The sequence below is a fragment of the Micromonospora sp. WMMD964 genome (genome assembly GCF_029581455.1).
GTDB lineage: Bacteria > Actinomycetota > Actinomycetes > Mycobacteriales > Micromonosporaceae > Micromonospora.
In genome coordinates this window covers 3,742,798-3,760,518 of record NZ_CP120860.1, presented here as the reverse complement: position 1 = coordinate 3,760,518, position 17,721 = coordinate 3,742,798, and the positions used below count along the sequence as shown (strand labels likewise).

Annotated in this window: 19 protein-coding genes; 8 read left to right on the top strand and 11 right to left on the bottom strand. The window is 71.3% G+C overall.

Features of this window, described 5'->3' with window-relative positions; genetic code table 11:
• Positions 1-10 precede the first annotated feature (10 nt).
• From O7616_RS17330 to O7616_RS17310, 5 genes are all read left to right on the top strand, one after another.
• Positions 11-712 carry a response regulator transcription factor gene (locus O7616_RS17330; protein ID WP_282260454.1) on the top strand — a complete coding sequence of 234 codons (702 nt, stop codon included), beginning with the start codon at positions 11-13 and terminating at the stop codon, positions 710-712.
• Positions 705-1,130: a DUF393 domain-containing protein gene (locus O7616_RS17325; RefSeq protein ID WP_282260455.1), complete on the top strand. Its 426-nt coding sequence runs from the start codon at positions 705-707 to the stop codon at positions 1,128-1,130. The genes O7616_RS17330 and O7616_RS17325 overlap by 8 nt, the downstream gene beginning before the upstream one ends.
• Positions 1,131-1,155: 25 nt before the next feature.
• The gene (locus tag O7616_RS17320; RefSeq protein WP_282302946.1) at positions 1,156-2,445 is read left to right on the top strand and encodes an NAD(P)/FAD-dependent oxidoreductase; all 1,290 of its coding nucleotides are present in this window, start codon (positions 1,156-1,158) and stop codon (positions 2,443-2,445) included.
• Positions 2,442-2,828: a hypothetical protein gene (locus O7616_RS17315; protein WP_282260457.1), complete on the top strand. Its 387-nt coding sequence runs from the start codon at positions 2,442-2,444 to the stop codon at positions 2,826-2,828. Before O7616_RS17320 ends, O7616_RS17315 begins: the two co-directional genes overlap by 4 nt.
• Before the next feature lie 148 nt (positions 2,829-2,976).
• On the top strand, positions 2,977-3,258 hold the full coding sequence (locus tag O7616_RS17310; protein ID WP_282260458.1) for a hypothetical protein: 282 nt from the start codon (positions 2,977-2,979) through the stop codon (positions 3,256-3,258).
• A 371-nt stretch (positions 3,259-3,629) separates the two neighbouring features.
• On the opposite strand, the gene O7616_RS17305 is transcribed toward O7616_RS17310, so the two are convergent.
• Entirely contained in the window at positions 3,630-4,931 is a 1,302-nt protein-coding gene (locus O7616_RS17305; RefSeq protein WP_282302945.1) for a pitrilysin family protein, read from the bottom strand.
• A gap of 184 nt (positions 4,932-5,115) precedes the next feature.
• On the opposite strand from O7616_RS17305, the gene O7616_RS17300 reads away from it, so the two are divergent.
• Complete coding sequence (locus O7616_RS17300) at positions 5,116-5,904, top strand: hypothetical protein (protein WP_282302944.1); 789 nt, start codon at positions 5,116-5,118, stop codon at positions 5,902-5,904.
• A 3-nt stretch (positions 5,905-5,907) separates the two neighbouring features.
• Here the strand turns inward: O7616_RS17300 and O7616_RS17295 are convergent, their stop codons facing one another.
• Positions 5,908-6,534: a class I SAM-dependent methyltransferase gene (locus O7616_RS17295; RefSeq protein WP_282302943.1), complete on the bottom strand. Its 627-nt coding sequence runs from the start codon at positions 6,532-6,534 to the stop codon at positions 5,908-5,910.
• A 158-nt stretch (positions 6,535-6,692) separates the two neighbouring features.
• Between O7616_RS17295 and O7616_RS17290 the strand changes: the two genes are divergently transcribed.
• Positions 6,693-7,241, top strand: coding sequence for a GNAT family protein (locus O7616_RS17290; RefSeq protein ID WP_282260463.1), 549 nt, complete (start codon positions 6,693-6,695; stop codon positions 7,239-7,241).
• Here O7616_RS17290 and O7616_RS17285 read toward each other — a convergent pair.
• The 3 genes from O7616_RS17285 to O7616_RS17275 all read right to left on the bottom strand — a co-directional run bounded on the left by O7616_RS17285 (position 7,238) and on the right by O7616_RS17275 (position 9,334).
• Positions 7,238-7,561 carry a hypothetical protein gene (locus tag O7616_RS17285; protein ID WP_282302941.1) on the bottom strand — a complete coding sequence of 108 codons (324 nt, stop codon included), beginning with the start codon at positions 7,559-7,561 and terminating at the stop codon, positions 7,238-7,240. The genes O7616_RS17290 and O7616_RS17285 overlap by 4 nt on opposite strands.
• 77 nt (positions 7,562-7,638) lie before the next feature.
• Complete coding sequence (locus O7616_RS17280; RefSeq protein ID WP_282302939.1) at positions 7,639-8,082, bottom strand: hypothetical protein; 444 nt, start codon at positions 8,080-8,082, stop codon at positions 7,639-7,641.
• A 64-nt stretch (positions 8,083-8,146) separates the two neighbouring features.
• On the bottom strand, positions 8,147-9,334 hold the full coding sequence (locus O7616_RS17275; RefSeq protein WP_282302937.1) for a trypsin-like serine protease: 1,188 nt from the start codon (positions 9,332-9,334) through the stop codon (positions 8,147-8,149).
• Between the two features lie 273 nt (positions 9,335-9,607).
• Between O7616_RS17275 and O7616_RS17270 the strand changes: the two genes are divergently transcribed.
• Entirely contained in the window at positions 9,608-12,688 is a 3,081-nt protein-coding gene (locus tag O7616_RS17270) for a hypothetical protein (RefSeq protein WP_282302935.1), read from the top strand.
• Here the strand turns inward: O7616_RS17270 and O7616_RS17265 are convergent.
• The 6 genes from O7616_RS17265 to O7616_RS17240 all read right to left on the bottom strand — a co-directional run bounded on the left by O7616_RS17265 (position 12,659) and on the right by O7616_RS17240 (position 17,719).
• Complete coding sequence (locus O7616_RS17265; protein ID WP_282302933.1) at positions 12,659-13,894, bottom strand: hypothetical protein; 1,236 nt, start codon at positions 13,892-13,894, stop codon at positions 12,659-12,661. The two genes, O7616_RS17270 and O7616_RS17265, sit on opposite strands and share 30 nt — an antisense overlap.
• A gap of 107 nt (positions 13,895-14,001) precedes the next feature.
• Entirely contained in the window at positions 14,002-15,669 is a 1,668-nt protein-coding gene (gene ptsP, locus O7616_RS17260) for a phosphoenolpyruvate--protein phosphotransferase (protein WP_282302932.1), read from the bottom strand.
• Positions 15,662-15,937, bottom strand: a complete 276-nt coding sequence (locus O7616_RS17255; RefSeq protein WP_124778215.1) for an HPr family phosphocarrier protein — start codon at positions 15,935-15,937, stop codon at positions 15,662-15,664. The genes ptsP and O7616_RS17255 overlap by 8 nt, the downstream gene beginning before the upstream one ends.
• Positions 15,938-15,946: 9 nt before the next feature.
• On the bottom strand, positions 15,947-16,987 hold the full coding sequence (locus O7616_RS17250) for a zinc-dependent dehydrogenase (protein WP_282302930.1): 1,041 nt from the start codon (positions 16,985-16,987) through the stop codon (positions 15,947-15,949).
• Positions 16,984-17,418, bottom strand: coding sequence for a PTS sugar transporter subunit IIA (locus O7616_RS17245; protein WP_282302928.1), 435 nt, complete (start codon positions 17,416-17,418; stop codon positions 16,984-16,986). Before O7616_RS17245 ends, O7616_RS17250 begins: the two co-directional genes overlap by 4 nt.
• Positions 17,411-17,719: a PTS lactose transporter subunit IIB gene (locus O7616_RS17240; RefSeq protein WP_282302927.1), complete on the bottom strand. Its 309-nt coding sequence runs from the start codon at positions 17,717-17,719 to the stop codon at positions 17,411-17,413. Before O7616_RS17240 ends, O7616_RS17245 begins: the two co-directional genes overlap by 8 nt.
• Positions 17,720-17,721 lie beyond the last annotated feature (2 nt).

Here is a 17,721-nt window from a genome sequence, read left to right as displayed (position 1 = left end):
GGAGGCCGCGGTGACCACCGTCATCGTCCTGGATGGATACCCGACGACGTTCGACCGGATCATCGACGTGCTTCGCGCGCCGCGGTTGGCCCACGACGTCGTCGTCGTGAACTCGGTCGACGTCATGTGCATGAGGCTGCGCGGCGCGCTCGGCGCGGTCGGCCTGGTGCCGATCGAGTTGTCCGCCGGCGACCTCTCGCGGCTGGCGACCGCCCCCGGCAACCGTGGCCGGCACGGCGGCGTGATCGTGGTGACCGCCTTCGAGTCGGCCGGTGAGATGGCGCAGGCGATCTCGGCGGGCGCCCGCGGCGTGTTACTGCTCGACAGCCCACCCGAGGAGGTGATGATCGGCGTACGCGCCGTCGCCGCCGGTCACCCCTTCGTGCCGCCGTCGATCCTGGCCACCCTGGCCACGGCCCTGTGCCGACTGGCCTGCGCGCACTCGAAGTCGACAGTCGACTACTCCCTGACCGACCGCGAGCTGGACGTGCTGAGCCTGCTCGCCCAGGGCCATCCGAACAAGCAGATCGCGCAGAACCTGTTCATCTCCGCGGCCACCGTGCACAGCCACGTGCTGAGCATCCTGCGCAAGCTCGGCGTCAACAACCGCACCCAGGCCGTGGTCTTCGCCCAGCAGCAGGGCCTGCTGTGCCAGGGGCACGCCGCGCTCGGCGCGCTGGCACCACAACCCACCGGAGGTCCCGTTGGCTGACCACGCGTCCCCCCGCCGGATCCCGGCCGCCCCGGCCGGGCCGATCATGTTGTACGACGGCGACTGCGGCTTCTGCACCCAGTCGATCAACCGGATCAGCGGCTGGGTGCGGCCGGACGTGACGATCGCCGCGTACCAGACCGTCGACCTGGCACCGCTGGGCGTGACCGCCGAGCGCGCCGACCACGAGGTGCTCTACATCGACGCCGCGGGCCGGGTGCACGGTGGCGCGCAGGCGTTCGCGCGGTTGCTGCGGGTCGGCCGGCCGGCCTGGCGACCGGTGGGCGTGCTGCTGGCCCTGCCCCCGACCCGCTGGCTCGCCGCCGGCGTCTACCGCCTGGTGGCCGACAACCGGACGCGACTGCCGGGCGGCACCGCGGCCTGCGCGATCCCCCGTCCGCCCACCTCCGAAGCCTGAGAACCGAGAACGAAGGAGACTTCCCATGGCAGATCCGACCGGATCGGGAACCGCCGGAGACGAGTTCTTCGACGTGGTGATCGTCGGCGGTGGTCCCGCCGGCTCGTGCACCGCCGGCCAGCTCGCCCAGCGCGGGCACCGCGTGCTGGTGCTGGAACGCGAGACCTTCCCCCGCTATCACATCGGCGAGTCGTTGATCACCGGCATGCTCAGCGTGATGGAGGACCTGGGGCTGCTGGAACGCCTGGAGGCGTACGGCTTTCCCAAGAAGAACGGGCTGAGCCTGGTCTGGGGCGCCAAGCGCGAGCTGTGGAACGTCAACTTCGCCGAGTTGGGCGGGCCCTACCCGTACTCGTACCACGTGCGCCGCGCCGAATTCGACAAGCTGCTGCTGGACCGCGCGGTCGAGCTGGGCGCGGAGGTGCGGTTCCAGGCCACCGTCGGGCTGCCGGTCGTCGAGGACGACCGGGTGGTCGGCGTGTCGTACACCATCGGGGACTCGGCGCCCCGGGTGGTGCGCGCGGCGCTGGTGGTCGACGCCTCGGGGCAGGCCCGGGCGCTGACCCGGCACCTGGCCGCCGTCAGCTGGCAGGAGGACCTGCGCAGTCTCGCCTACTGGACGTACTTCTCCCCCACCGGTGACCTGCCGGCCGGGCAGGAGGGCAACATCCTCGTCGAGAAGGTCACCGACGGCTGGTTCTGGGCGATCCCGGTGGGCACCACGCCGCCGACGTTGAGCGTCGGCTTCGTGACGCCCACCGAGACGGTCAAGGCCGCCGACGTCAACATCGCCGAGCTGTACGCGCGCGGCATCGCGGAGAGCCGTCAGCTCAAGCACCTGCTGGCCGGCGCCGAGCAGGTCGACCAGTTCCGCACCACGCGCGACTGGTCGTACCTCACCGATCGGTTCTCCGGGCCCGGCTGGCTCGCGGTCGGTGACGCCGGCGCTTTCATCGACCCGCTGTTCTCCGGCGGGGTCTGCCTGTCCATCCTGGCCTCCCACCCGGCCGCGCGGGCCGCCGACGTCGCGGTGCGCCGTCCCGACCTGGCCGAGCGGGCACTGGAGGGGTACCACGCCGGCTATCACGAAATGATTTCCGGTTTCTTAGAGTATGTCCGGTTCTTCTACAATCCCGACCGTGACGTGGAGGACTATTTCCAGCAGGCGGAGGCGATGATGGCCTTCAACGAGCAACTGGGGTCGGCCCGGGAGGCGTTCATCGCCGTCATCTCCGGCACGGCCGCGATGTCGACCTACTTCGACATCCCCGACACCACCCCGGTGGCCGCGACAGCGGAAGGAGAACGCGGATGACCGCACGACCCGATGCCCATGGTGGACCTCGCGACTCGGCCCGGACCCGCTACGTGGCGGGTCTGCTGGCCCTGGCCGCGGTCACCGTCCTCATCTTCGTCGGCGCGGGCCGTCTGCCGTCGGGTGTGCAGACCGCCCTCGGCTTCAGCGTCATCTTCTTCGTCGGCGCGCTGGTGTGGCTCAACTCGTCGCAGCGCCGACGCTCCGGCGCCGACACCGAGCCGGCCCGCGCCGCGACGGCGACACTGAACGTCTACGGGATCGCGCTGGTGGCCGCGCTGGTGGGCTACTACCTGCTGCGGGACCAGGACTGGGCCTGGGTCGTCGGGCTGCTGCCGGCCGCCGTGTGCCTGGTCAGCGCCGCCCGGGTGACGCGCGGCTGAGGAGTCCGGGCCTGTCGGGGGCGATCGACCATCATGCCCCCGGCGGGCCCCGATCCAAACCAACAATATGAGGGATGATTCTCCCTCCTCGCCTTCCTAACGTAGAAGTCACCGGAACACCGGTACACCTACCAAGGGAGGAAGAACGATGAACCGCATCGAGACCGTCGCCCAGAACCTGCTGCCGGAGGTCGACAGCGACTACCTGCGGCCGCTGGAGTCCGTGCAGGCCACCGTCCCGACGATGACCTGCCCGACCGTCGCCGGCTTCATCCTCGGCGTCGGCGCCGGCTACCAGTTCATGCAGGCCGTGTTCAACGGCCCGGAGGCCGGCTACGGCACGTTCACCGGTGTGCGCGGCAACTTCGTCGACATGCCGGTCAACGAGCTGGTCGCGACCCGTCAGGCCGCCATCGGCGGGCTTTCCTGACCCGGTAGGGCACTTCTGGGTTCCCGTCGGCCGGCTCCACCCGGCCGACGGGAACCCTGCCACACCGCCCACTGTCAGGCCCGTGCCCGTCCGCGTCACGGAATATCACGATGAACCGCATCGAGACCGTCGTCGCGGATTCAGAGGCCCGTGTTGACAGTGGCCAGCTGTGGCAGCTCGTTTCGGCACGCTCCACCGCGCCGACAGCGACCGCCCCGCCGCACCGGCCGCATCCCCGGCGCCGACGAGGGCTTTCAGTCTCGCGTACGCCGTCTCCGGCCGCAAGGGTGGCGACCAACGGGCCGCGACCCGGATCGGAGCCCACGACCCACGACTGGCGGAACGACCCGACGCTGCGCCGCGCCGGCTCGTCACGGAAGCACCGCCGCGAAGTCGTGGTCCGGGTCCATCGGCCCGGCGACGGCGAGGCGTGACCGACCGACGTCCCAGAGCTCGGCCGCCACCGCGTCGACGTCCTCCGCGCGGACGGCGGCGATACCGTCGAGAACCTCGGACACCGACTCCGCGACGCCCGTGAAGAGCCGGCTGCTCGCGATCCGGGTCATGCGGGAATAGGTGTCCTCCTGGCCGAGCACGAACTTGCCGGCCAGTTGCCGTTTTCCACGGTCGAGCTCATCGCTGGTCAGGCCGCGCCCCCGCAGGTCGACGACCTGTTCACCGAGGCAGGCGAGCAGGTCGTCGACCTTCGCGGGCGCACACCCCGCGAACAGCACGAAGGTGCCGGTCTCCCGGTAGCTCGTCGCGTAGGAGCCGACCGCGTAGGCCAGTCCGCGCCTCTCGCGTACCTCCTGGAAGAGGCGCGAGGACAGGCCGCCACCGAAGGCCGTGCCGAGCACCGTCATCGCGTACCGCCGGGGGTCGGTGTGGCCCAGGCCGCGCACGCCGAGCGTGACGTGCGCCTGCTCCCACGGCCGGTGCAGCACCCGCACCCGCGGCCCGCCGTCGCGCATCCGGACGTCGACGGCGGCGGCGTCCACGCCTGCGGCCGTGCCCCGCCATCCGGCGCGGTCCACCGCCGCGGCGGCCAGCTCGACCAGCTCGTCGTGGCGTACGTTGCCGGCCGCGGCGATCAGCACCCGGTCGGGCCGGTAGTGCCGGTGGTAGAAGTCGCGCACGTCGTCGGCGTCGATCGCCAGGACGGACTCACGGGCGCCGACCGCGGGGCGGGCCAGCGAGCCGTCGCCGAATATCGCCCGGCCCAGCAGCGTCCGTACCACGTTGCCCGGGTCGTCCTCCTGCATCGCCAGCTCACCGAGGATGACCCGCCGCTCGGCCTCGACGTCGTCGGCGTCCAGCCGTGGGCTGGTGAGCAGGTCGAGCAGCAGGTCGACGGCGAGGGGCAGCTCGGTGTCGCGCACCCGCACGTGGAAGAAGGTCAGCTCCTTGGACGCCTGCGCGTTGGAATCGCCACCCACCGCGTCGATGGCACGGGCCACCTGGAGGGCGTCGCGTCGCCGGGTGCCCTTGAAGAGCAGGTGTTCGAGGAAGTGCGAGAGACCGCCGAGGGCGGCCGGTTCGTCGCAGGAGCCGGCGTCGACGAACGCGCCCAGGGCCACCGACGACATCGACGGCACGGTCTCGGTGATCACGCGCAGCCCGCCGGGCAGTGTGGTCTCCCGGATCGTCGCCGCCAGCTGGCTCTCGTCGACCACGCCGCCCTCCCTTCCTCGCACCCCACCGTCGCACATCGGGTGCCCGTCCGGCCCCTGCCCGTTCGGCGACCCCGACCGGCGCTGGCCCATCGGTCAGGTCGGTTGGTCTGCCGCCCGCAGCCGGCGGCGCTGAAGAATTCGGAGGTGACGGACCCGACCCGGGTCGGACCGAAGGGCGGGAACCATGACCAGATACCCACGGGCGGCGCTGCGCGCCGTCGCCATCGCACTGTGCCCGCTGGTCGTCGCGGCCGCCGTGGCCCTCCACGCGTCCGCGGCGTCCGCGGCCACCAGCACCCGATCGGTGTCCACCGTGGAGCAGGACTGCTACGAGTTCAACGAGATGCTGCTCGCGCCGCTGACCGAGTTGCGCGCGGCGGTGCCCGCACGTTACGAGATCGCACCGTTCCCACCCAGCCCGGACCTGGGCTACCTGCTGGTCTCCGACCACCACTGCGGACGGGTGGAGGTCAACGGTCACCGGTGGCCCGGACGGCACGTCAGCACCATGGGCCTGACGCTGCTGCAGTCGCGCGACGGCGTACCCCAGGAGGCGTTCTTCCAGCTCTGGTACGGCACCACCAACCTGTCGCTGGTGGCGCAGGCCCAGCTGCTCGGCCTGAAGGTTCGGCCGGTGGCCGCGACCCAGTCCGTCGTGGCCGACGCCGAGGGCCGCAACCGGGTCACCATGGCCTTTCAGGGCGCCGGGCTGGACCACAGGCGTACCGCCCTGGTCACCGAACCGGCGGCCACCCCGGTCACCGAGGTGCCGAGCGCTCCGATCTACGCCGCCGGACGCCGCGGCGAGGTGACGATGGCGTACCAGAACGCGCTGCGCCCCTCCAGCGTGGCGACGGTCGACGTGACGATCGACGCCGGCACCCGGCTGGCCGAGTTCGGCCTCCCGCCCGACTACGCCGGCGACATCGAGTTCCGCCGGGGCGGCTGGCGCAGCACCATCACCCCGAGCTGAGCGTCACCTGCGGGTCGCCGCCACGGCGTGCAGGATCGGCACCGGCCCACGCCGGCTCACCGCGCGCCACCCGACGACCCGCAGGCCGGCATCGGCCAGCAGCCGGCCCATCGCGGGTCGGCTGCGCGGCCGGTTACCGGCACCCACCATCGGTGCGACGGGACGCAGCCAGCCCACCGCGAACAGGTCGGCGATCACCAGCAGCCCACCCGGGGCGAGCACCCGGGCCGCCTCCCGCAGCCCTTCGACGGGACGCGGCCAGAAGTTGAACGCCATGGTGCTGACCACCACGGCGAAGGTGCCGTCGGCGAAGGGCAGCGGGTCGGCGCCGGCGCAGACCACCTGCGCGCCGACGGGTAGTCGCCGACGGGCGATGCGCGCCATCTGCTCGGCCGGGTCGACGCCGACCAGGCGCGCGCCGGCGAGGCGGGACGCCGCCGCCTCCAGCAGGGCCCCGGTGCCGCAGCCGACATCCAGCAGCGACGCCGGCTCGGTCGTCAACGTGGCCACCCAGTCGAGGGTGGTCCGATGCAGGGATGCGAAGATCCTTTGCACGCCATCGTCGTCGTAGCTCGGCGCCCACTGGTTGAAACGGGCCACCGACTGGGCTTCACGGCCATGCTCATCCATCGCGGTGATTATGTCATGGCCTGGGAGTACCACACGTGACACTTTCAGTGACTTCCGGACGATCTAGGCCCCAACAATCTATTTGGTGGTATTTTCCGTCACTCAACCGTCCTATATTGAGCTTCCCTCAGGGACGGCTCGACGGAGAGGTGACGACGATGCATCCGTGGACCGGTACGAGCGTCCGGCTACGCGCCCTGGAGCCGAGTGACTGGCCGGTCCTGCGCCGAATCGCCGAGGACGCCGATTACGCCGAACAGGGCGGCGTCGTACCACCCCGGCCGGCCACGGTGTTCCAGCGGCGCACCTCCCCCGAGATCACCGCCCGCGAGGACGACGAGTTCACCCTCGCCATCGTCGACACCCAGGATGAGGAGGTCCTCGGTACGGTGTCGACCCGGATGGCGCAACCCTGGAACGGCACCTTCGGCGCGAGCATCGCGCTGGACGCGGAGCGGCGCGGCAGGGGGCACGCCACCGAGGCGGCCGTCCTCCTGCTGCGCTACATGTTCAGCGAACGGCGTTACCAGAAGTGCAACGTCGAGGTGCTGCCGTTCAACCGCCCGTCGCTGCGGCTCTGTGAACGCCTGGGGTTCGTCGAGGAGGGACGCCGACGCCGCAGCCACTTCGGGCGGGGTCGACAGCACGACATCGTCCTGCTCGGCATCACCGCCGAGGAGTACCTGGAGCAGTGGCAGAACGCCTAGATGGGCTCGCCGGCCACGCCACTGAACCCGACGAGGCCGTTGTCCTTCGCCATGGACAGGACCTCTGGCAGATAGTCGAGCTGGCGGACGGACAGCGTCAGCAGCACATACTTCAGCGCGTCATCCGGGCTGTCCGCGAGGTCGAACTCCGAGGGCTCCAACACGTCTTCGAGGTCCGCCCAGCGAGCAAGCAGCCCGTCTCGGAACCGTCTCACGTCCGAGCTGGAGAGCAGGTCGCTGGTGTCGCCCTCGGCGAGCCTGTCGAAGATGTCCTCGGGATCACCCAGACCGCGCTTCCAGAAACCGAAATCACTACTCACGTCGGCATCCTAGGCAGTGGACGTCGTGTCCGGCTCCCCCTCGGTCGGGCGCTTCGCTCTCGCCCGCCGTGTCGGCGCTACGGGCGAGCCTGCGCCGGTGCCACCGCCGTCGTGCGACGACCCGCGCCGCTGACCGCCGCCGCACCGGCACTGACCAGGATCGCCAGGACCGCGACGATGCCACCGAGGCCCGGCCGGGCCACTACCGTGGGCACCGCTCCACTGAACAAGGCCGACGCGTCGTCGTAGCCGAGCAGGAGGAGGATCGCCGATCCGACGGCGACCAGACTCAGGGCGGCGACGGCTGCCAGGGTGAGTGGTTGTCGGGCGGTCCGAGCGAGTACGGCCCAGACGACACACGCGTGCAGCGCCACCACACTGCCCACGTACACACCCCAACCGGGGAATCTGCTGAGCGGCACCGCGATGTCGCCGTAGTCGGCCCAGGGAAGAGCGACGATGGCGACCAGGCTTCCGACGGCACCGACGACGGCTGCGGAGAGTGCGACGTTCCTCGTCATGGATCGACCTCCTTGACGCTGGGCGTGGCGGGATCAGGCCCGCCACGCCCAACCAGTCTGCTTCCTACGACGTCTGGAGTGAGACGCCGAGCGCCGTCAGCGCCGGGGGTACCTCGGTCCAGAGGATGTACTCGTAGGAGACGCCCTCCTGAACCGGCACACTGCCGGCACTGACGATGCCACGCGCGGCGACGAACCCGTCCGACCGGATCGACCATACCGGTCCGCCGCTGTCACCGTGCGCGACGGACGAGCATCCCGCGCACCGATGACCCTCGACACCTTGGCGAACCTTCCCGGTGTCGTCCGACCATTGGACGTACTCGTTCACCACCTCGATCTGGCAGCGGTTCGGGTAGCTGGTGTATCCGCTCTGGCAGACGAGTTCGCCGTCCCACGAGTACTGGCCCGAGCGGACGTCGAAGACGTAGTCGTCGTTCACCCAGACGCCCGAGGAGGTGTTCACGTTGAAGATGGCGGCGTCGTTCAGGTCGTTCTCGGCCTTGATCTCGCCGATGTTGTCGCCGTCCATCGACTCGATGTCGTCACCGTTGTCGTAGCAGTGCTCGGCGGTGAGCAGATATTCGGTGCCGGATGGGTTGCGCACGCCGAAGGCCGCCGTGCAGGTCCAGCCGGAGGCTTCCCAGCCCCACCTGATCGGGATTCCGCCCGGGTACGGCGCGCTGGGACTCTCCCTACTCACATTGTGAATGGGGTTGCCGGCCACATACTCGATGTCCGCCGCGGCCATCGCGCTGCCCACCGCTGCCGCGACCGTCTGGGAGAGCGGCCCGACCGCCTTGGGATCGTTCACCCGCACCTGCAGGCCCCGGCCGTCACTCGGCAGCACGATCGAGTACACCTTGAGGCCCGTCGCGCGGTGGGTGCTCGCCGCCTTCCAGATCTGACTGCTCGCCTTCTCCATCTGTACGCGCGAGTAGCGACTGATACGGATGTCGACAGGCGTCGTGGCACGCTGGGCGGCCGAGACGCCGGCCAGTGCGCGCCCCACGAGCTGGTCGGCCTTGCCGCGATCGGTGACGTGGAGAGTGACCCTGCCCGCGTCCCTGTCGATCTTCAAACCGGCGAAGATGTCGCGGTAGCCGCGCTCGGCGATCTCTCCGATCTCCGCCGCCACCTCCTGCGCCGGCGTCGCCCTGACGAGCCCCGAAGCCTGCCCCGCGTTGCGGCCGCCCTCCGGATCATCCGCTGACGCCGAAGCCGGAGTGGTCAACCCGCCGGCGACGATCACGCCGGTCGCCAGAGCGCCCAGAAAACGTCGATGCTCTCGTCTCATCCGACCTCCCCGTTCTTGGGACACAGACGTCCCCCGATACGGCGCACGTTCCGTGCACCACGAATATCCATCGATACTTGCGGATGGATATTTGTGGTGTCAACCACCATCGCCGCCGTGATCACACTCAGGACCGACTGCGGACGACCGCGCCGTCGCCGCCGGCGGCAGCGCGGATGACTGCCGCACGCCGAGGACGGCGGTCGATGCGGCCACTACCATGCGAGCGTGGCTCACATTGCCCCGGCCCGCAGGCCGTACCCGCTGCTCGTCGCCGCGGCGGTCCTGTTGGCCCTCGGCGCGGCCGTGGCCTGGGGCGTCGGCGACACACTGGGGCTGAGCCACTCCCCCGCCGCGGTGCCGCGCGAGGACGCTGTCGCCGCGCCGGCGCGAACACCCGCACCGGTCCCGCCGTTGGCGTCACTCGTCGTGCCCGACGAGCCGCGCGTCAGAAAGGCCGCGGCCGCCGTCGCCGACGCGGTCGTCACCCGCGGCCTGCCCCGGCCGGTGCTCTCCCCGGTCGAGTCCGGCAGGTCCGCCACGGCCGCGCCGGGCACCGCCACGGTCACGGACCTGTCGGCGGTCAACACGCTGCGGGCGGGCCTGCTGGCCACTCTCGGCGGGACCCCCGAGTCGTACCGGCTCGACGTGCACGGCACCGAGCTGACCGTCCAGGGTGGCGACGTCGCGGGCATGGCGGCCGGGATGTACCGGCTGGCCGACCGGATCCGCTCCGGTGCCGAGGTGCTCCCCGCGGCGGACGCGGGTCGGGTGGTCACGCCCCGGCTCGGCCTGCGGTTGACCGACGCGGGTTCGGTGGGGCGCGAGCCCGACCCGGCCGTCTTCGCCGCCGGCGACGACTACGGCCTGAACACCGACATCGTCGGGTCGGCCGTGCTGCCTCGCGCGCCGTGGGTGGACGCCGCCGCGGTGGCCCGCATCGACGCGCAGTTTCGGCAATTCGTCGACCACTCGGTGGCGCAGGGGTTCAACGGCATCGTCGTGCCCGGCTTCCTGGAGTACGTCACGTTCGCGAAGGTCGGCGACGGGCACGCGGTCTACCCGCCCGGCGACCCGCACGTCGACCGCGCACGGGCGATGGTCGCGGCGTTCGGCCCCGTCTTCCGGTACGCCGAGGACATGGGCGTGCGGGTCTTCCTGCTGACCGACATGCTCGCGGTGTCACCTCCGCTGGAGGAGTACCTGACCCGGACCGTCGGCGGCCTCGACGCGGCCGACCCCCGACTGTGGGCGGTCTACCAGGCCGGTCTGGCCGAGCTGTTCGAGAGCATGCCGTTCGTCGACGGCCTGATGGTCCGCGTCGGCGAGGGCGGCGAGGTGTACGCCGGGACCGGCTGGGACTACTCGTCACGGCTCGCGGTCACCACGGAAGCGTCCGTGCGCACGATGCTGCGGGCCCTGCTGGACACCGCGGGCCAAGCCGGGAAGGAGATCATCTTCCGAACCTGGACGGTCGGCGTCGGCGCCGTCGGCGACCTGCACACCAACCCGGAGTCGTACGCGCAGGTCCTCGACGGGCTCGACGACAGGCACCTGATCGTGTCCACCAAGTACACCCTGGGCGACTTCTACAGCCACCTACCGCTCAACACCACCCTGCTGGGCGGCGGGCACCGCCGCATCGTGGAGTTCCAGGCCCGACGCGAGTTCGAGGCGTTCGGCTCGCTGCCCAACGACCTCGGCCCGCTGCACCGCCAGGCGCTGCGCGCGTTCCTTGCCGCCAACGGAAACGTCGAGGGTGTCTGGAACTGGACCCAGGACGGCGGTCCGCTGCGCGCCGGGCCCATGTCGCTGTACCTGCGCACCGGCTTCTGGCAGCTCTACGACCTCAACACGTACGCCGTCGGCCGTCTGGCCTGGGACCCGCACGCCGACCCGGCGCAGGTCACGGCGGACTGGGCGTATCGCACGTTCTCCGGCGACCCGGCCACCGTCGCCGCGATCGGGCAGGCGATGGCGCTGTCTCGGCAGGCGGTCACCAAGGGCCTCTACATCGGCCCGTACGCCGACCGGTCGGTGCGGGCGCTCGGGCTGGAACCGCCGCCCATGATGTGGATCTTCGAGTGGGACATCCCGACCGGCGACTCCGCAGCGCTGGACAGCATCTACGCGGTGACCGGCGGCCGCGTCGACGAGGCGATCGAGGAGGGCACGCAGGCCGTCGTGCTGGCCCGACGCATGCGCGACCTCATCGCCGCGACCGAACCGGCGACCTGGCGGGACGCCGAACTGCGGGGCCGCTTCATGGCGACTCTCGACTACCAGGTCGACCTGTTCGAGACGCTGGGCGCGTACCGGGCCATGGTGCTGCGGCACGCGCAGTGGCTAAACACGGGTGCCCCCGCCGCCCGCCACGACTGGCGGCTGGCCGCGGCGGCGTACCACGACGCGCGTGACGCGCACCGGCAGCGCTACGGCGCCGACCTGGACCTGCCCGCGTACAACTTCACCGCCGCCGACCTCGGGGCGCTGCGCGCCGACCGGGACCCGGCGATGGCCTGGGCGGCCCGGGCGTTACTCGCGTCGATCCTGCTGGTGGTGCTGCTCGGCCGGTACGGGCGCGGGTTCGGCGCAGCCGCCGCGCGCGGCTTGCTGCTCGGCGCGCTCCGGCCGTGGCGGGTCGCCGCGCTGCCGACGCCCCTGACGCGGGCGGACCGGGTGTTGGTGTGGCTGATCCCGGCCGTGGTGCTGGTGGCGAGCAGGCTCGTGTCGACCTGGTTCGCCGCACCGGCGCACCTGCTGGTCACCCTCGGTGGGTGGGCGCTGTTCGCCCTCGTCGTACGCCTCGTCGTCGGCCGGCGGGATCCGTTCCACCTGTGGGCCGCGGTCGGTGGTGTCGCGTTGCTGCGCAGCGTGCTGCTGCTGGCGGCGCTCGCAGGGCGCGGACCGGGCGGTTACTGGTTCGCCTTCTGGACCGCGCCGAGTGTGCGCGCGGCGTACGTCACCGTCGCGTTCGCGGCGTTCTGCTGGCTGTTCGTGGTCGTCGCGGTGGTCCTGCGGGACCGGTACGGCCTGCCCCGCCGGAGCGCCGTCGGGCTGACCCTCACCGCCGCGGGTGTGCCCCTCGGCCTGCTGTCCACCCTGGTCTGGGCAGTGGGCCTGGAGCGCGCGCTGACGGTGTGGAACGACCAGCTCGCGCTGCTGCCCTGGGGTCTGTCCCGCATCCTCGGCATCACCGTCCACCTCGGCATCCCCACCGAACTCCCGGCATACACGGCCGCCGCCGGATCTGCCCTGGCCGCCAGCGGCCTGCTCCTGTCACTCGGCCGCCGCCGGCTCTCCGCCTGACGCCCTGACCCGACGCGCAGCGAGAAGCAACACACTCCCGGCCATCAGCGCCGCGATGCCGATTCCGCCGAGCAGCCCGGCCCGCGGCCCGGTGACCGGCAACCCTCCGTCACCGCCGCCGCCATCGCCATCGCCACCGCCACCGCCACCGGGGCCACCACCGCTCCTCCCGGCTAGCACCACGGCGAACCCGTCCTGGTTGTCACTGGGATCCGCGTCGGCTACGCGGACGACGACGGCGTTCGCCGGAAGCTCGTTTCGCGCAGGCGTGGAACGGCTGTTCGTCGACTGCGCGGCGAGGCCCTCCACCCGCACGGTTCCGCCCCGCAGTGTCGCCGGCGCGGTGGCGGATGGCGCAGCCGTCACCAGGTTGTACAGCTCGACCGCCGAATAGATCCCGTCGTTCGGATCGGTGTCGTCGGCGGCCGGAACGAGTGTGAGGCCTGGGTAGGTGCAGACGGCCGACCGCCCGGCGTCGCTGAGCACACACTGTGCCGGCTGCCTGGTGAAGGTCACGCCCCTGGGCAGACGCAGCGTGACCCGCACTCCGCTGACCGCTTCCCGGCCCTGGTTGGCGACAGTGTGCCAGACCGCACCCGTCTCACCCGGGTTCAGCGTCCCGGTGGGCATGGGCGTGCCGTCGGCGCCGATCCGCACTGACTGCTTCACATCCCGGGCGACCAGCGAGAGGTCCGCACTGGGCTTGTCGACCAGCATCAGTGGAAACCATCTGGTGTTGTCGGCCGGATTCGCGTCCACGTCCGGCCGGACGGTGACCGAGACTTCGAACCTGCCCTCGTAGGGCGCCGTCCCGTAGACGATCGCGTCGATGGGGAAGTCCACGGTTTCGCCCGGCGCCGGAACCATCTCCGGTATCAGTCGGCAGTAGAAGCCGCCGACATCGCCGTCGCACTCGCCCCCACCCCCCGCATGCCACAGCAGAGCGATCGGCATGGGGTCCGGGTCCCCCTGCGGCTGGCGGACATTGACGACCACGTCGCTCGGGGTCTCGTCCCCCAGATTGCTGACCTTCAAATAGACAACCTTCTTCTCGACCCCCAGGGAGATCCTTGTCCCGGACACATCGACCGCGAGGTCCGGACCGGTCCTCGCCGCCTCGGCGGGAACCGCGGGAAGGGCCACCCCGGTGAGGAGGAACAGCGCAACGGCGACAGTTCGCGACAGCCGCCGACGACCAACGCTCATGGCAGAGACCCCTCAGGACGCACGGACAGTGTGATAGAGAACACTATCGGGAATCGGCGTCCATGGGTGTCCGCCGCTTCGGGGCTGTCGTACGCACGGTTACCGGATCACCGCGCTGACACTCCCTGGCCGACCCGGGGTCGGCGCAATGCACCAGCCGCCGCCCGGCCCGCCTCCGGGCTGGGGGCGGCAAGGGCGGCCTCGGCGATCCGACGGCACTCGTCCAGGGTGTGCGCGGCCAGGGACTCGCGCACCGCCGCAATGCTGCGGGGCGCCATGGAGAGGCTGGTGATGCCCAGTCCGGCCAGCACAAGAGCGAAGTCGGGATCCGCTGCGGACTCTCCACACACGCCGACTGGCTTGCCCGCCTCGATGCCGGCTGCCGCGCAGGAGGCGAGGAGCGTGATAAGCGCGGGCTGCCACGGGTCGAGCAGGTCGGCGATGTCGCCGCACATGCGGTCCGCAGCGAACGTGTACTGGCTGAGGTCGTTGGTGCCGATGCTGAGGAAGTCCGCGTGGCGCAGCACCTGGCTGGCGCGCAGGGCCGCCGCCGGCACCTCGATCATCACGCCGGCGGTCGGCAGGCCATGCTCACGGCAGGACTCAGCGAACGCCGCCGCCTCCGCCGCCGTGGCGACCATCGGCGCCATCACCCACACGTCGGCGTCCGTCGCGGCAGCCGCCGCCGCTATCGCGGCCAACTGCGTGCTGAGCACGGAAGGTGTCTGCCGCGAGACGCGCAGACCGCGGATGCCCAGCGCGGGGTTGGGTTCGTCGGCCAGACGCAGGAACGGCAGCGGCTTGTCGGCGCCGGCGTCGAGGGTGCGTACGACGATCTTGCGGCCGGGCAGCGCGGCGAAGACGTCGCGGTACGCGGCGACCTGTTCGTCGTGCGACGGCGGGTCGCTACGGTCGAGGTAGAGCAGCTCGGTGCGGAACAGACCGACGCCTTCCACCTCGCCGGTGAGGTCCCGGGCGGAGCCGATGTTGGCCAGTAGCGCGACGGGATGCCCGTCCGCGGTCCGCCCCGGGCCGTGGGAGCGGGCGCGGCGTTCGATCTCCGCGACCCGGTCCGCGTTGACGGTGGCCACCGTCTGCGCGGAGACGCCGGCCACCACGACGCCGCTCGCGCCGTCGAGACTGGCAAACGCGCCGTCGTTCACGTCCAGGATGTCCGCGCAGCGGACCACGGCCGGGATACCGAGTGTCCGGGCCAGGATCGCGGTGTGGCTGGTCGGCCCGCCCTCGGCCGTGACCAATCCCAGCACCAGGGCCGGTTCGAGGCCGGCGGTGTCGGCGGGTGCCAGGCGGGCGATGAGCAGGTACGGATGTCCCGGGTCCGGCACGCCCGGCATCGGCTGCCCGAGGCACGCCGCGACGAGCCGGTCCCGCAGATCGTCCAGGTCGCTGACCCGTTCGGCGAGGTATCCGCCCGCGGCTTCGAAGGCCGCCCGGTGCTCGGCGAGCACGTCGGTGATCGCGTGCGGCGCGTCCGCACCGCCGTCGATGGCGATGTCGGCCGCGTCGACGAGCGTCTCGTCCTGCACCATCATGACCTGCGCACGCAGGACCTCGGCGGCGGTCGCGTCCAGGGCGGTGTCGGCGCGACGGGTCAGGTCGGCGGCGACGGCGAGGACCGCGGCCCGGACGGCCGTCTTCTCGGCGGCGGGATCGACGACCTCCACCGCCGGCGGCAGGACCGGGGGCGGAGCCAGCCGGTAGACCGGCCCCGCCGCACGACCGGGGCTGGCCCCGATCCCCCGTAGTTCACGCATCGACGGCGTCCAGATCACGTTCGAGGAGGTCGGCCAGGGTGTCGACGGCGGCCTGCGCGTCGTCGCCGTCGGCCTCCAGGGTGACCTCGGTGCCCTTCTTGGCGCCGAGCGACAGCACGGCGAGCATGCTGCGGGCCGGTACGGGTTTCTTGTCGCCGGTGCGGATGGTGACCAGCACCGGCTGCTTCGCCGCCTCGGCGACGAACAGCGCCGCCGGGCGGGCGTGCAGCCCGCTGGCGGAGCCGACGAGGACTGTTCTGGTGGGCAACGGATCCTCCTAAGGCTCGATCGTCACCTTGATCGCTTCGCCGCGCGCCACGATGCCGAAGGCGTCGAGGGCCCGGTCGAGCGGTAGGCGGTGGGTGATGAGGTCGGCGACCGGCACGGAGCCGTCGGCGATGAGTCGCAGCGCCTCCTTGTTGTGCTCCGGGCTGGAGCCGTTGGCACCGACGATGGTCAGTTCGCGGTAGTGCACGAGGTTGGAGTCCAGGGAGATGACAGGCTTGTCCTTCGGCAGCCCGCCGAAGAAGCTGATCCGGCCCTGCCGCGCGGACATCTGCACCGCCTGCTCCTGGGCGATGCCGGCGGCCGTGGCGGTGATGACGACGTCGGCACCCCGGCCCTCGGTGAGCTTGAGTACCGCGTCGACGACGTCGGTCTCGGCGCCGCAGATCGCCGCGTCCGGCTGGACGAGGTTCGCGGCCAGGTCGAGGCGTTCGCGGTTGAGGTCGACGAGGAACACCCGGGCAGCGCCGCGTGAGCGGGCCAGGCGCACATGCAGGCAGCCGATCGGCCCGGAGCCCACGACGACCACGTCGTCGCCCTCCCCCACGCCGGCGAGGTTCTGGCCGTTGAGGACGCAGGCGAGGGGCTCGGCGACGGAGGCCTCGGCGAAGCTGAGCCCTTCGGGGATCCGGTTGAGCCCGTCGACGGCGAGGACGTTGTGCGGCACGACCAGGTATTCGGCGAACCCGCCGTCGAAGTGGTATCCCATCGACACCTGGTTGGGGCACACGGTCATCCGGCCGCGCCGGCACTCGGCGCACGTGCCGCACGGGATGGCGGCGATGACCTGAACCCGCTCGCCCGGCTGCCAGCCCGTCACGTCGCCACCGACGTCGGTGATCTCGCCGGCGATCTCGTGACCCATGACGCGCGGCGGGGCGATGTGGTGGTGGCCGAAGCGGGAGATCTTCACGTCGGTGCCGCAGGTGGAGCACGCGCGGACGCGGATCTTCACCTCGGCGGGGCCCGGCGTGGGCTCGGGTGCGTCCTCGATGCGGACGTCACCGGGTGCGTGGAATCGGACAACCTTCACGAGGGCTTCCCTTCGAGGATAGTGATCACGTCATCGGCGCTCGTCGACTCTCGGAGCCGCTGCGCCTGCACCGGATCCATCAGCACCGAGGCGAGCTGGGCGAGGATGTCCACGTGCCCGTCGCCGGCCGCGGCGATGGCGACGCAGACCCGCACGTCGAAGCCGTCCCAGTCGACGCCGTCGGGGAAGCGCAGCACCGCGAGGGCGTCGCGCTGAACTGACTCCTTGCTGTTCAGCGTGCCGTGCGGGATGGCGACGCCCTCCCCGATGTAGGTGGAGACGCTCTGCTCGCGGGCGAGCATCGCGTCCACGTACGCCGGGGCGACCGCGCCGACCTCGACGAGTACCGCGCCGCAGCGGCTGATCGCCTCCTCCCGCGATCCGGCCCGCTCGTCGAGCCGGATCGCGTTGCGGGCCAGTAGTTCAGCCACTCAGCTCACCGCCGCGCTGCACCGCGTTCACCACTCTGGTGACGGCCGGGTCGCCGATGAACACCTGGATCGGCACGATCACCGTGTCGGGCGCGCTGACCCGGGCCCGCGCGGCGAGCCCCTGGTGGCAGATGACCACGTCTGCGTCGGCGGGGATCGAGTTGACCGGTGTGTGCTCGACGGTCACCGCGTTCTTCGCCAGTTGCCGCCGAAGTTGACTGGCCAGCATCACGCTGCTGCCCATGCCGGCGTCGCAGGCGACGACCACTTTCTTGATCTCACTGCCGTTGATTGTGGACATGT

Excerpts from the sequence above, each read along its gene's own strand:
- O7616_RS17320 (WP_282302946.1), top strand. The coding sequence starts at position 1,156 with ATGGCAGATCCGACCGGATCGGGAACCGCCGGAGACGAGTTCTTCGAC.
- O7616_RS17315 (WP_282260457.1), top strand. The coding sequence starts at position 2,442 with ATGACCGCACGACCCGATGCCCATGGTGGACCTCGCGACTCGGCCCGG.
- O7616_RS17310 (WP_282260458.1), top strand. The coding sequence starts at position 2,977 with ATGAACCGCATCGAGACCGTCGCCCAGAACCTGCTGCCGGAGGTCGAC.
- O7616_RS17300 (WP_282302944.1), top strand. The coding sequence starts at position 5,116 with ATGACCAGATACCCACGGGCGGCGCTGCGCGCCGTCGCCATCGCACTG.
- O7616_RS17295 (WP_282302943.1), bottom strand. The coding sequence starts at position 6,534 with ATGGATGAGCATGGCCGTGAAGCCCAGTCGGTGGCCCGTTTCAACCAG.
- O7616_RS17290 (WP_282260463.1), top strand. The coding sequence starts at position 6,693 with ATGCATCCGTGGACCGGTACGAGCGTCCGGCTACGCGCCCTGGAGCCG.
- O7616_RS17280 (WP_282302939.1), bottom strand. The coding sequence starts at position 8,082 with ATGACGAGGAACGTCGCACTCTCCGCAGCCGTCGTCGGTGCCGTCGGA.
- O7616_RS17265 (WP_282302933.1), bottom strand. The coding sequence starts at position 13,894 with ATGAGCGTTGGTCGTCGGCGGCTGTCGCGAACTGTCGCCGTTGCGCTG.
- ptsP (WP_282302932.1), bottom strand. The coding sequence starts at position 15,669 with ATGCGTGAACTACGGGGGATCGGGGCCAGCCCCGGTCGTGCGGCGGGG.
- O7616_RS17240 (WP_282302927.1), bottom strand. The coding sequence starts at position 17,719 with ATGTCCACAATCAACGGCAGTGAGATCAAGAAAGTGGTCGTCGCCTGC.